The sequence below is a fragment of the Micromonospora echinospora genome, assembly GCF_014203425.1.
In the GTDB taxonomy this organism is placed as follows: domain Bacteria; phylum Actinomycetota; class Actinomycetes; order Mycobacteriales; family Micromonosporaceae; genus Micromonospora; species Micromonospora echinospora_A.
Window position 1 is genome coordinate 5,100,857 of the sequence record NZ_JACHJC010000001.1, and the last position, 12,685, is coordinate 5,113,541.

14 protein-coding genes are annotated in these 12,685 nt (G+C 70.9%); 3 read left to right on the plus strand and 11 right to left on the minus strand.

Annotation, left to right across the window (positions count from 1 at the left end; genetic code table 11):
• Positions 1-717: 717 nt before the first annotated feature.
• Positions 718-903: a Pycsar system effector family protein gene (locus tag FHU28_RS23555; protein WP_184690105.1), complete on the minus strand. Its 186-nt coding sequence runs from the start codon at positions 901-903 to the stop codon at positions 718-720.
• 50 nt (positions 904-953) lie between these two features.
• On the opposite strand from FHU28_RS23555, the gene FHU28_RS23560 reads away from it, so the two are divergent.
• Entirely contained in the window at positions 954-1,100 is a 147-nt protein-coding gene (locus FHU28_RS23560) for a hypothetical protein (protein WP_184690107.1), read from the plus strand.
• Here FHU28_RS23560 and FHU28_RS33280 read toward each other — a convergent pair.
• From FHU28_RS33280 to FHU28_RS23600, 8 genes are all read right to left on the minus strand, one after another.
• Positions 1,031-1,351 carry a cyclic nucleotide-binding domain-containing protein gene (locus FHU28_RS33280; RefSeq protein ID WP_184686638.1) on the minus strand — a complete coding sequence of 107 codons (321 nt, stop codon included), beginning with the start codon at positions 1,349-1,351 and terminating at the stop codon, positions 1,031-1,033. The genes FHU28_RS23560 and FHU28_RS33280 overlap by 70 nt on opposite strands.
• Positions 1,352-1,696: 345 nt before the next feature.
• Positions 1,697-2,533, minus strand: coding sequence for a TIGR02452 family protein (locus FHU28_RS23570; RefSeq protein WP_184686639.1), 837 nt, complete (start codon positions 2,531-2,533; stop codon positions 1,697-1,699).
• 516 nt (positions 2,534-3,049) lie between these two features.
• Entirely contained in the window at positions 3,050-3,613 is a 564-nt protein-coding gene (locus FHU28_RS23575; RefSeq protein WP_184686640.1) for a dihydrofolate reductase family protein, read from the minus strand.
• A gap of 721 nt (positions 3,614-4,334) precedes the next feature.
• A complete protein-coding gene (locus tag FHU28_RS23580; protein WP_030498880.1) occupies positions 4,335-4,715 on the minus strand; it encodes a VOC family protein in 381 nt (126 codons plus the stop codon).
• A gap of 20 nt (positions 4,716-4,735) precedes the next feature.
• Entirely contained in the window at positions 4,736-4,978 is a 243-nt protein-coding gene (locus FHU28_RS23585; protein ID WP_116506900.1) for a DUF5988 family protein, read from the minus strand.
• A gap of 251 nt (positions 4,979-5,229) precedes the next feature.
• Positions 5,230-5,967: an ABC transporter permease gene (locus FHU28_RS23590; protein ID WP_184686641.1), complete on the minus strand. Its 738-nt coding sequence runs from the start codon at positions 5,965-5,967 to the stop codon at positions 5,230-5,232.
• The gene (locus FHU28_RS23595) at positions 5,964-6,905 is read right to left on the minus strand and encodes an ABC transporter ATP-binding protein (protein WP_184686642.1); all 942 of its coding nucleotides are present in this window, start codon (positions 6,903-6,905) and stop codon (positions 5,964-5,966) included. Before FHU28_RS23595 ends, FHU28_RS23590 begins: the two co-directional genes overlap by 4 nt.
• 300 nt (positions 6,906-7,205) lie before the next feature.
• A complete protein-coding gene (locus FHU28_RS23600; protein ID WP_184686643.1) occupies positions 7,206-7,871 on the minus strand; it encodes an HAD-IA family hydrolase in 666 nt (221 codons plus the stop codon).
• A gap of 199 nt (positions 7,872-8,070) precedes the next feature.
• Here FHU28_RS23600 and FHU28_RS23605 point away from each other — a divergent pair, with 199 nt between their 5' ends.
• Positions 8,071-9,483, plus strand: coding sequence for an acyl-CoA synthetase (locus tag FHU28_RS23605; protein ID WP_184686644.1), 1,413 nt, complete (start codon positions 8,071-8,073; stop codon positions 9,481-9,483).
• Here the strand turns inward: FHU28_RS23605 and FHU28_RS23610 are convergent.
• On the minus strand, positions 9,480-10,142 hold the full coding sequence (locus tag FHU28_RS23610; RefSeq protein ID WP_013477263.1) for a 4'-phosphopantetheinyl transferase family protein: 663 nt from the start codon (positions 10,140-10,142) through the stop codon (positions 9,480-9,482). The two genes, FHU28_RS23605 and FHU28_RS23610, sit on opposite strands and share 4 nt — an antisense overlap.
• Before the next feature lie 156 nt (positions 10,143-10,298).
• Between FHU28_RS23610 and FHU28_RS23615 the strand changes: the two genes are divergently transcribed.
• Complete coding sequence (locus tag FHU28_RS23615; RefSeq protein WP_116506912.1) at positions 10,299-10,796, plus strand: cold-shock protein; 498 nt, start codon at positions 10,299-10,301, stop codon at positions 10,794-10,796.
• A 42-nt stretch (positions 10,797-10,838) separates the two neighbouring features.
• Here FHU28_RS23615 and FHU28_RS23620 read toward each other — a convergent pair whose 3' ends face one another.
• A complete protein-coding gene (locus FHU28_RS23620; protein WP_184686645.1) occupies positions 10,839-12,212 on the minus strand; it encodes an AMP-binding protein in 1,374 nt (457 codons plus the stop codon).
• Positions 12,213-12,685: the final 473 nt, after the last annotated feature.

Below are 12,685 nucleotides of genomic sequence, written 5' to 3' on the forward strand. Positions count from 1 at the left end.
GCCACGCCGGGCAGCACCACCCGGAGTACGAGCTGGAGTCACACGACCGCCGCGACACCGTCCACGGGGTGGCCCGGGACTCCACCATCCCGGCCCGCGCGACGGGCACCGGCGGTGTCGGTCGGATGCGGACCGCACCGCCCACCGCTTCAGCAGACCGTAGAGGATCGCCACCGGCGGGGGCAACAGGGTGCTCGGGATGAGGAGGCGAGCCGAGCCGGCGTTTCGGGTCGAGTCAGAACCTTCGCGAGCGACAGGTCGCTCTGGATCGCCTGCACCCGAAACAGATGTGCACATGCAGGACTCCGCCGCACCACACCGACCCAGGCAGAGATCACCACGCTGGTCCGGGCCTCGGGGACATCGCCACAGTGCTCCGCGATGCGGACCTGCCGACAAGGCTCAGGTATATGGCCGACTCGGCCTGCGGTTGACGTACCACCCACAAACGCAAACGGTGCGCGCTGAAGTCGATCTCAGCGCACACCGCAGGGTTATCGTTTGTGTCCGATGATCGACACGAATCGATGCCCACCCTGGCTTGTGTCGTCGACACTGTCCCTGTCAGCTGATCATCGGCCTTCTGGACTGGTAGGACCCAGGCTGTCACCGGGCCCTACCAGTTCCAGGAACTCCATCGCGAGCATCCTCGTAGACGGCTACATCGTAAGGTGCCCGGCGGCCTCCGGACGCTGCCGCACGCATCGTCTCCGTGCATCACAAGATGACAGCCACAAAGGCCACGACGCCGACCACTAGGACGCCTTTGGCCCAGGTGCGGTCCTCTGACGGCAACTGCCCCGCCAGCACCCCGGCGGCCGCCAGGACGGCAGCGGCCTTCACATCAGCGAAGCGAATCATCTCGTTGGCCTGCTGCAGGACAGCTCGTTCCGCTTCCCTCACGGAGCATCAAGCCGTTCCGCTAGGTCAGGACAGTTATAGGAGGAGAAGACTTGCCCCAGCTGCGTAAGCAGATAGCGGCGTTCGACGTCGCCAATCTGCCCAAGAATATCGTCGATCAGCTTGGCTATCACCAGGGACCGGGAATCGCCAACGCCCCCAAACTTTTCGGCGATTCCCTCGAAGTTGATAGTGAGTAGCTCGTCCGGACGGTCGGGATGATGGTAGAGCCAGCGGACCGCAGCGTGAGCATTGCGCGGCTACCGTCACGCTCCGATCGCACGATCTTTACGCAGCCAGCCAGGACCACGTGCACGTGCTGGGTGGTGTCGCCTTGGCGCAGCAGTACGGCGCGGGGCTCGAAGCGTACGGGGATTCCCGTGTCCTGTACCCGGCACCACTCGTCCTGCGGTAGATGTGCAACGAGTCCAGAGTCACCGTAGTCATGCATGCACAGAATGTAGTGTCGAAGGCTCAACGGGGACAGGCAGCGCGCGTTGGGGTTCGAATTACCTCGGAGGCTAGAGCCTCGAAACCGAGGCTGACCTGCGTGTTGGGCTTAGGCTTATGTCGGGATCGACACGAACCGATGCTCACCTCGGGTTGCACGTTATTGGTGCCATCCTGATCGGTTGACGGTCAACCTCCACGGACTGTACGGGTCCCCGGACCGCCAACGGGGACCCGTACGGCACCACGTCGAGGGCTGACCTGAGGTTTGGGCCAGTTGTTCCGCCGGTCGTGCTCGTAGCTGAGCTGCTTCTTCTCCTGCGGGGTCCGATGTACTCTGCGACGCTCACCGTCGATCGTTACCACCCGCCGAGTCCACGGCACTTCCTGGAAGGCGTTCCACGAACGTGCGATACACGGGTGTGCCCGGCAAGCCGTCGCGGATAGCGAACACCACGTGGTCGAACTGGTCGACCACCCGCAGCGCGTCGGCGAACGTGCCGGCCACCGTAGCGGGATCGTTGCGGAACACCCCGCACCCCCACGCGCCCAACACGATCGTTCGACGCCCGTGCGCAGCAGCGACCTCCAGCACCCGCCGGGCACGCCGGGCCAGCACCACCGGCACATCCGCAGCATGCTCGGGCTGGTTACGCACGATCGCACCGAGGTTCGGCGCCGCAGCCGTCAGAAACGACGTCGTGTATGGCTGGTCGAGCAGGTTGCCCTTGTCGTCCCGGAACACCGGCACGGCCGGGGAGTAGATCACCCTGTCGCTGTAACGCAGATCCCGCTGCCCGCGATGGAATGCATAAAAATCCGGTGCGGCAAGTAGACACGGGTACAGCGCCGACGAGCGAGCGATACTCTCCTCCTGCGCCTTCGCCCCGCCCAGGAACCCGCCACCCGGGTTTTTCGCCGACGCGAACACCAGACACGCCGCACCAGGCCCAAGCCGGTACGCCGCCTGCAACGTCGACTCGTACGTCACCTCCACCTTGCCGGCACCGGGCTCCGCGCTTCCCACCGCGAGCACCTCGTCCGGCAGGTAATGACGAGTGCCGGCGACCGCGGTACGTACTGCCCCGCCGATGACGACCTCATCACCTGCGCCATTGCGATAGCGCCCCGACTCGGCGATCGCCACCGTCTGCCGAGCAATCTCACGAAGACGGCCACTCATCCGGGGTACCTGCATGCACCAGGACCAATGATCTGCACGGTGAGCAAGCTAGGCAGTCCCGCCCCGACCGGCAACCGATTAGTGATCCCCGTTGGCGTCAACGTACCGCCGGAGACGCGATACCCGTGGCCCTGGTCTGATCTGCGCAAATCTAGCGGCGCCAAGAAGATCCGGTATCCGGCGCCGGCCGTGATCGGCCAGCGCCGACCAGGGCAGTGCGTCGGGGATCGCCGACGCCGACCACGACCCGGTCCTGGAGGTGGTTGACCAGCAGTCCACCTCGGCCGGTCGAGGCCAGCCCGGAGGCCAGGATCTCTCAAACGTCGATGGATCCAGGGCAGCGTTTTCCCCGGACTGAGGTTCGCTGTCGCCACCGCCGTCCCGACGCGGCGTTCGACGCCTCCGCACACTGCGACGTGACGCAGCCGGAGTTGGTGATGGTCGACCTCATCCGGTCGGATCAGCCGTCAGCGCTGCGCCGTCATGCAAGCGCTGGCGATCGGACAGGGGCGTCGTTCACTGCCCGAGAGGGCGGTAGCGGAGGTGTACGACGCCGTTTCGGAATCGGCGCTCATCGAGGAGTTCGAGGTCGACGCGCATGCCGGTCGGCAGGCTCGGCTTACCTCCGCCGACGACCACGGGCCAGACGAACAGTTGGCACTCGTCGACCAGCCCGGCCTCAAGAGCCTGCGCCGCGAGGTGTGCACCTCCAACGGTGAGATCGCTGCTGGCCGTGGCCTTCAGTTCGTGTACTTCGGCGGGGTCGAAGCGGCGTTCGAGTCGGGTGTCGGCGGTCGACACGGCGGCGAGGGTCGTGGAGTACACGACCTTTCTCGCTGCCTGCCAGGCGCTTGCGAAGTCGGACATGAGGTCGGACTGCGCGGCCAGAGCGGCGTCGGTTTCCCAGACGGCCATCGCCTCGTACAGCCGCCGCCCGTAGAGGAACGTCCCCACGGACCGCAGGAGATCGGTGTAGACAACGAACACCTCGTCGTCCATCGGCAACCAGGCGAACGCGCCGCGTTCGTCCTCCATGTAGCCGTCAAGCGACACGTTATTCACATAGATCAGCTTCGCCACGCCCCTACCTCTCGATGATCAACCGCAACAGCCTGGACACTCATCAGCGTGGTGAACATCTGGAGCCGGCGAACAGAGCCCGGCCCACGAAGGAGCCGTCCTTCACGCAAGGTCGCATCACCCATCACCTCCTGTGACCGCGACAGCACCCTCGTGGGCTGCCCCGCACACTGACTACGAACACCCCTGCCCGAATCCGACGCCTCCGGCCGACACCGACCCAGACAAGTTCAGCCGCGCTCTCACGGCCGCGAACCGGGCGCCTGTCCACCTCCATCGATTACTCATCGCGAGTGGCAGACGTGGGTCTTCGGACCGACCGCCATCGCAGCGCCCAGAACGCTTCACCTCGCCCATCAATCCGTCCTCTCTCAAAGCGAGGTGACGGAGGCCAAGAAGCGAGTGGTGCACGCCCACCGCCGCGTGTGCCGGCCGGGGCGACCGCCGGGCGGCTGCGTACGCTGGTGGCGGAGGTGCTGAGGGAACGGTCGGCCCCGCAGACGATCAGGTGATCGTCGCCCCCGCCGGCCCGCGTGCGGCTCAGGACCTGACGGCGGAAGCCGGACTGTCGGCGGGACCGCCGCGCGGCTGACCAGGAGACCGGAGGAGCGCCCAGGCGCCGCGCACCGCGCGGACTCTGGCGACGTCCCGCCGGACGGGCGGGAACCCGCGCCGTACGCACGGGTTCCCGCGGCCTGTCCCGGGTCCGCCGGGACTTGCCCTACCCCGTCCGCTGCGGGCCGACGACGGTCCAGCAGAGGCCGGCAGGGTCGCGCAACGTGACCTGGTGCGACGGGGCAGCCGGCGGCTCGACATGGGCGCCCGCGGCCACCGCCCGCCGCAGCACCGACTCGGGGTCCGTCCGCTCGATGGTCAACACCTCGTCACGGTTCGCGGCCACCGACGGGTCGCCCGCCTCCCACCACTCGCTCACGATCAGGCGATGACCGCCGACGGCCAGTTCCGCGTGCACGACATGCCCGTCGAGCAGGCACTCCCGTTGGATGGCCACGGCGTCGAAGACGTCCGTGTAGAAGGCGATCGCCTCGCTCGTGTCGCTGACCGTCAGGTGCGGTCCCGTCCGCTGGTCCTGTGCCCGCATGAGACTGCTGCGTCCCTTCGCTACTCGGCGATCCGGGTCCGGCCGGTCCAGCGGAAGACCACCGGCTCGACCGTCGCGGCGGCGGTGCCCCGCTCGAAGTGCTCGTACCCGCCGTAGTACACGATCTTGATCTTCTTCTCGGCCCTGGACACCCGACGGCTGCGCAGATCGGCCGGCAGGCCGGCCGGGCCGCCCTCCAGGACGACATCGATGACGCCGGCGGCGTCCCGGGCGACCGGATCAGCTTGCGAAACATCCTTCATGGCACGACCTCCGTCGCATTCCGCACACCCCACGAGCCGCCGCAGGGGCGACGCGGTTCGGTCCACACAGTCCAACGACACCCGTTGCCGGGTGAACGGACGCTCCGCGGTCGAACGTCCTTGTCCGGTGAGCGGCCACCCGTTCAGCTCCGAACGTAGTGCAGATCACATTTCGTGAGCACCCTTAGCGCACCCCTAGAAACGGCCCTGGGCAGCGACGATGCCCGGACCAGCCCGGTCGGGAGGCGGGCTCACTCCCAGCGGAAGAACCGCGTCGCCGCCAGGGCGGCGACGGTGGCCGTGACGGCCAGGGCGATCAGCTGCGGCAGCTCGGGGTCGGCCCCCGCCCACGCCGCGCCGATGGTGTCGACAGTCGCGCCGAGCGGCGAGTAGTCGGCCACGGCCGCCAGGGCACCCGGCATCCGGTCGCGGGGCAGCCAGGCGCCGGCCAGGAAGAGCAGCGGGAAGAACAGCGCGGGGCCGATCGACTGTGCCGCCCTGGCCGACGGCGCCAGCGCCGCGATCAGCAGGCCGACGGCGAACAGGCACGCGACCCCGAGGAGGAAGGCCAGCACGAACCCGGGCAGGTTGGCTGGCGCCGGCTGGTCCAGCAGGAACCGCACGGCGATCGAGGTGACCACCGCACCGAGCACGCCCATCACGAGGTTGACCACGACCTGGGCGACCAGCAGCAGCGCGGGCTGCACCGGGGTGGTCGCCAGACGGCGCAGGATCCGGCGTTCCCGGTAGATGCCCAGCGCCATCGGCAGAGTGAAGAGCGCGAGCATGCCGATGGTGAGAGCCAGCGCGAGCGACGGCAGGAACGTCTGCTCGGCGTGCTGGCCGGTGTCGGCGGCGGTACCGGCACGCTGCGGCAGGCCGAAGACGAGCATCAGGCCGATCGGCAGGGCGAAGACGAAGAACAACGACACGGGCTCCCGGAGGAACAGCTTCGTCTCGACGGCGATCAGCTTGGACAGGGCGCTCACGACGACCTCCCGTCGGTCGGGGACTGCGCGGCGGCCCGGCCGCCGCGGCCGGTCAGGGCGACGAAGGCGTCGTCGAGGGTGGGCTGCTCGACCCGCAGGTCCGTGTAGGTCGTCCCGCGCCCGTTGAGTACTGCCAGGACCGACTGGAGCACGTCCTTCGTGCCGGTCACCGTCACCTCCGCCCCGTAGCGGCTGACCCCGGTCACGTCGGGCGCGGCGAGCAGCAGGGCATCCTCGACCGGCTCCGCCGGGCGGAAGTGCACCCGGTGCTCGCTGCCGACCCGGGCGAGCAGGCCAGCGGGGCTGTCGATGGCCACCATCCGCCCCTTGTCGATGATCGCGATCCGGTCACAGAGTCGTTGCGCCTCCTCCATGAAGTGGGTGACCAGCACGACGGTGACGCCGCGGTCGCGAATCCGCTCGACGAGATCCCAGGTGTCCCGGCGGCCCTGCGGGTCGAGGCCCGTGGTCAGCTCGTCGAGGATGGCGATCTCCGGCCTGCCTACAAGCGCCAGGGCCACCGACAGTCGCTGCTTCTGCCCGCCGGAGAGCTTCTGGAAGTAGGTGTTGCGCTGCTCGGCCAGGCCGAGGTCGGTCAGCAGCTCGTCGATGTCGGCCCGGTTGCGGTAGAAGGACCGGTACAGGTCCAGCGCCTCCCGCACCCGCACCTTGTCCGGCAGCTGGCTCTCCTGGAGCTGGGCGCCGACGCGCTGGCGCACCTCGGTGCGGTCGCGCACCGGGTCCAGCCCGAACACCCGGACGGTCCCGCCGTCGGGACGGCGCAACCCCTGCACGCACTCCACCGTGGTCGTCTTGCCGGCGCCGTTCGGGCCGAGGACGCCGAAGATCTCGCCCTGCTCGACGATGAAGGAAACGTCGTCGACCGCGACCTTCTCGCCGTACCGCTTCTGCAGATGATCGACCTCGATGACCGGCATCCGGGATGGTCCTCCTTCATGTGCGGTTTGCCGCCGGGAAGGGCGGGCCCCTCGGCTGATCGCGGCGTCGGTTCACGGCAACGGGCCGGACCCGGGCCGACCGACGCCCGACATCATCCGCGCAACCGATGCGCCGATCAACTGATCAGGTGACGAATCGGGGGTGTCGATGCGGGAAACCATCCTCCACAGGGGTGCCGCCCGGCGACAGGGGTGTCGCCCGGTCACGCCAGGTGTCCGGGCGTCCGTCCGGGCGGGCGGCTCCGGGCGGCTTCTCGCCCACGGATACGGTGTGGCTCGTCACCGCCGTGCCGGGCAGAGCGGCAGCAGCTCGTCGAGCCGGGCCAGAACGACGTCCGGGCCGGCCGTGCGCAGCGTCTCCTCGTCGGACTCGCCCCACAGCGCGGCCACCGCCGTCACCCCGGCCGCCCGCGCGCTGGCCAGGTCGCTGGGCGCGTCGCCGACCATCAGCGCCTCCTCCGGCCGGGCCCCGAGCAGGTGCAGCGCCCGCCGTACGATATCGGGCGCGGGCTTCGGGCGGGGCACCTCGTCCGAGCCCACCACGTGGTCGACGAGCGGCAACAGGTCGAGCCGGCCGAGCAGGTCCCGGGCGCGTACGCCGCTGCGGCCGGTGGCCACGGCGAGCCCGATCCCCCGCCGACGCAGGGTGCGCAACAGCTCCGCCGCGCCGACGACCGGGCTGACCCGGTGTGCAAGGCGGTTGCTCTGCCGCACGAACGGCTCGGCGAGCGCCGCCGGCAGACCCATCAGCTCCAGCACCTCCGGCAGGTACCGGCCCGGGTGGCGGCAGTACTCCTCGACCGGGGCCATGCCGTCGCCGACCACCTCGGCGTAGGCGAGGGCGAACGCCTCCCTGGCCACGGCGAGGCTGTCGACCAGCACCCCGTCGAGGTCGAACACCACCGCCCGGACACCGTCGGGTGCCGCCGTCGCCCTCGCGACCACCGATGTCACCTCCCCTCCCGCACGACCGCCACGGCCGGTAGGGGTGGCAGGCCGCAGAGACCCCCGACTACGGTCAGGACCGTTCTCCCGGCCCACCGGCGCGGCGCACTCGCCCACCCGGATCCGGCGGTACCCCACGACCCTACCGGCGTCGCGGCCCCCGGCAGGGCTCGGACCGGGCCGCTGAGAGGATCGCACCATGCCGCTGCTGGGCTGGCTGACGAAGGGCACCGACGAGCACCCGGACGCGATCCGGGTCGACGGCCGGGCGGCGTCCTGGGTGGAGCTTCGCCGCCTTGCCACGGCGGTGGCCGACGAGCTGCGCGGCGTCGACCGGGTGGCGATCGAGGCCACCGCCACCCTGGAGACCGTGGTCGGCGTGGTGGGCGCGCTGACGGCCGGGGTTGCGGTCGTGCCGATCCCGCCGGACGCCGGGCCGATGGAGCGCGATCACATCCTGCGCGACTCGGGCGCGACGGCGCTGCTGGCCCCGGCCGGCGCGGAACGCGCCGTCGGTGACGCCGGCCGGCCCGTCGTACCCGTCGACCTGACCCGCCGGTCGGACACCGTCCACCCCGAGCCGGATCCGGCCTGCACCGCGGTGATCCTCTACACCAGCGGCACCACCGGCGCCCCGAAGGGCGCCGTGATCTCCCGCCGCGCGATCGCCGCCTGCCTCGACGGGCTGGCCGACGCCTGGGCATGGACGCCGGACGACCTGCTGGTGCACGGCCTGCCGCTGTTCCACGTGCACGGGCTGGTGCTCGGCGTGCTCGGACCACTGCGGCTGGGCGGCCGGCTGCACCACGTGGGCCGCCCCCGCCCCGACCGGTACGCCGCTGCCAACGGCACGATGTACTTCGGGGTGCCGACGGTGTGGTCCCGAATCGCCGCCGACCCGGACGCGGCCCGGGCGCTGCGTCCGGCGCGGCTGCTGGTCTCGGGCAGCGCGGCGCTGCCGGCGGCGGTCTTCGCCGACCTCGCCACCCTCGCCGGTCACCGGGTCGTCGAGCGGTACGGGATGACCGAGACCCTGATCACTGTGAGCGCCCGGACGGACGGCCCACGCCGGCCCGGCACCGTCGGGCTGGCGCTGCCCGGGGTCCGTACGCGGCTGGTCGGCGACGACGGCACCTCGCTCCCGGCCGACGGGGCGACGATGGGCGAGCTTCAGGTCACCGGCCCCACGCTGTTCGACGGCTACCTCAACCGTCCGGACGCCGACGCGGCGAGCCGTACCCCGGACGGTTGGTTCCGCACCGGGGACGTCGCCACCGTCGACCCGGACGGCTGGCACCGGATCGTCGGCCGGGCGTCGACCGACCTGATCAAGAGCGGTGGCTACCGGATCGGCGCCGGGGAGGTGGAGGACGCCCTGCTGACGCACCCGGGGGTCCGTGAGGCAGCCGTGGTGGGCACACCGCACCCCGACCTCGGTCAGCAGGTCACCGCGTACGTGGTGGGCGACGGGGTGGGCGAGGCCGAGCTGATCGACTTCGTGGCCCGGCACCTTTCGGCGCACAAGCGACCACGCGAGGTGCGCCTGGTCGACGCCCTGCCCCGCAACGCCCTGGGCAAGGTGCAGAAGACGCGGCTCAGCGCAGACGGTTAGGACGCGACCGCCGGGATGCTGATCGCGGTGACCACCAGCCCCCGCTCGACCAGGAACCTGCCCGCGAACGCCCGCACCTCGGCCCCGCCGAACACCGGACCGGGCACCAGCAGCCGGGCCTCGAACGTGCCGGCCGGGTCGAACACGATGTCCGCCTCGGAGAAGTCCAGCCACTGGCCGGTGAGCGGGAACCACGCCTTGTACACCGCCTCCTTGGCGCTGAACAACAGGCGGTCCCAGCAGACGGCGGGGCGGACCGCGCCCAGCGTGACGGTGCGCGACCGTTCGGCCGGCAGGGCGATCGCTCCAAGCACCCCGTCGGGCAGCGGGGCGTGCGGCTCGGCGTCCACCCCGAGGCTGGCGAACGCCGCCGTACGGCCGACGACCGCCGCCCGGTAGCCATCGCAGTGCGTCATACTGCCGACCACGCCGTCCGGCCAGAGCGGGGCACCGCGTGCGCCGGAGACGATCGGCGCCGGGGCGAGGCCCAACTCGCCGAGGGCCAGCCGGGCGCAGTGCCGCACGGTGGTGAACTCCCGGCGTCGTTTCTCCACCGACCGTGCCACCAGCGCCTCCTCCTCGGGGAACAGGGTCACGCCGGCGGGATCGGTGAAGGACTCGGACACCGCCACGGTGGGGGGCAGGATCTGCTCGATCACGTTGGCCGATGGTAGGCGCTGCGGCACCCCTCGCCGCGGCGGGCCTCGGCGATAGGTGCACCATAGGGGTCGGGTACGGGTGCCGGCCTGCACGGGACAGGTGCCACTCTGAGCGCCGTCCCGGTCCTGCGGGCGGGGCACCTGGATGTGGGGCGGATGGACGCGGGAATGGCGATGCTTACTGGCAAAGTGGTGCGGTTCGACGAGGTGCGGGGCTACGGGTTCATCGCCCCGGACGACGGCAGCGACGACGTGTTCGTGCACGCGAACATGCTCGACGGTGACAAGTGGTCACTGACGCCCGGCGTCCCGGTCGAGTACGACGCGGTGGAGACCGAGCGCGGGCCCAAGGCCGTGCTGGTGCGGGTGTCCGGCGTCGCCCCGGGTGCGGATCGCGTCCCGACGGCCGGTGCCGGGCTGTCCGCCCGGGCCGGCGTCACGGTCGGCGGCGGGCGCAGCAGGGACAGCGGGCAGGCCACGGGTGGCGCGGAGGACGACGAGGGCCTGTGCGACGTCCTCTCCGAGCGGGCCTTCTCCGCGGAGACCACCGAGGCGCTGGTGACCTCCGTGTCGGACCTGACCGGAGCGCAGATCGTGGCGGTACGCGCGAGGATGCTGGAGCTGGCCCGGCGGCACGGCTGGGTGGAGGGCTGACCGTGGCGGGGGCGGGTCACCGCTGCCCGCTGTCCGGCCGTCTCAGCCGCCGGCGATCAGCAGGGACTTCCTGATCCGCCCGAAGGCGCTGCGCGGCAGCTCGTCGACGAAGTGCACCCGCCGGGGGCGCTGGCCCGCCGAGAGGTACCGGCCGACGTGGTCGATGAGCACCTGCGCGGTCACCCCCTCGGCGACGACGTAGGCGGTGACCTGCTCGCCGAGCGCGTGGTGCGGCGTGCCGACGACGGCGGCCTCGCGCACGCCGGGGTGGCTCAGCAACGCCTCCTCGATCTGCCCGGCGGGCATCCGCCGGCCCCGGCTCTGCACCACGTCGAGCCCGCATCGCCCGATGATCCGGTACGTGCCGTCGGGGGCCACGCTGGCCAGGTCCCCGGTGGCGTGCCAGCGACCGGCGGCGAGGCTCCGCCCGCCGACGTACCCGCTGAACAGCATCGGCCCGCAGACGCTCAGCTCGCCCGCCGACTGGCCGTCGGCCGGCACCGGCCGGTCCTCGCGGTCCAGCACGCGCGTCTCGACGCCGGGCAGGGGGGTGCCGACAGCGCCCGGAACCGTACGGTCGCCGGCCCGCCCGGTCAGCGCGACGAGCGTCTCGGTGGTGCCGTAGGCCTGCACCGGCCGGTGCGAGGTGAGCAGTCGGAGCCGCTCGGCCACGGCGCGGGCCAGCGGGCCGTCCGCGGAAACGAGGATCCGCGCCGCGGACAGCGGCCGGGCCCGGTGGCCGTCCAGCGCTATCTTCGCCCACTGGTCGGGCGACGCCAGGTGCACGGAGCCGACCGGCCCGGTGCCGGCGTGGTCGAGGTGGACGAAACGGCTACCGGCCCGCAGCGCGCCGAGCAGGCCGACGACCAGACCGTACGCCCGGAACAGCGGGGTGCCCTGGACGACCACGTCCTCCTCGCTCCAGTGCCACGCACGGGCCAGAAGGTCGAGGTCGGCGGCGATGGCGCGGCGCGAGATGCGCACCCCTCGTGGCGGCCCTGATGCGCCTCCGGTGTAGAGGATGACGGCGTCGCTGCCCGGGGCGGGCTCGGGATGCCGCGTCGAGGCGTGTTCTCGCAGGTCGACCGGGATCGTGGACAGGCCGTCGGCCCCGGACGGGGCACGGCCGAGGATCACCGTCGCTCCGCACTGCCGCAGGATACGGCGGCGTTCGCGTTCGTCGGCGCCGGGAGGCAGCGGTACGAGCGGCGCCCCGGCGAGGAGGGCGCCGAGCATTCCGACCACCGCTTCCAGCGTCGGTGTGCCGTCGACCGCGACCGCGGTCGCGCCCCTGATCCGATCAGCGACGGCGGTGACGCAGCCCAGCAGGGCCTCGCTGGAGAGGGCTTCTCCGGCCACCGTGACCGCGTCGGCCCGATCCGCACCGAATCCACGCAGCACCGGCAGCAGTGTCATCTCCGCTATCCCCTGCGTGGGGCCGCAACGAGTCGCGGCGGCAGCTGGGACATCACGACGGCCACAGAACCCTTCAGGTCTCGGGCCTGCACGGCCCCATGTCCGGCTATCCAGACGGTGGAGACCGGGTGCCCCGAAATTAGGGCCGGGCTATCGTCGGGCACAACCCCTAGCCGCCGAGTCCGAATCCCCCTGTCCGGGCCTACTGGCCAGCTAGGACCGGATCCCGGCCGTCCTGACACAACGGCCGACCCGAGCGCTCACTCCGGCTCGGCGAACAATGCAGAGACCGCATTTATCCTCAGCGAGCGAAAATCGACCGTAAAACGTCTTTCTCGATGGCTGGCAGCTCGCCTTCACGGCTTTATCGCATTGACGCGTGCCGCATGAGATCAGCCTTCAGGCCGGATGGGACCGCAGACCTCCGCAACCAACAGGACACTCGGATGCGTAATTCTTTTTCATACATAATC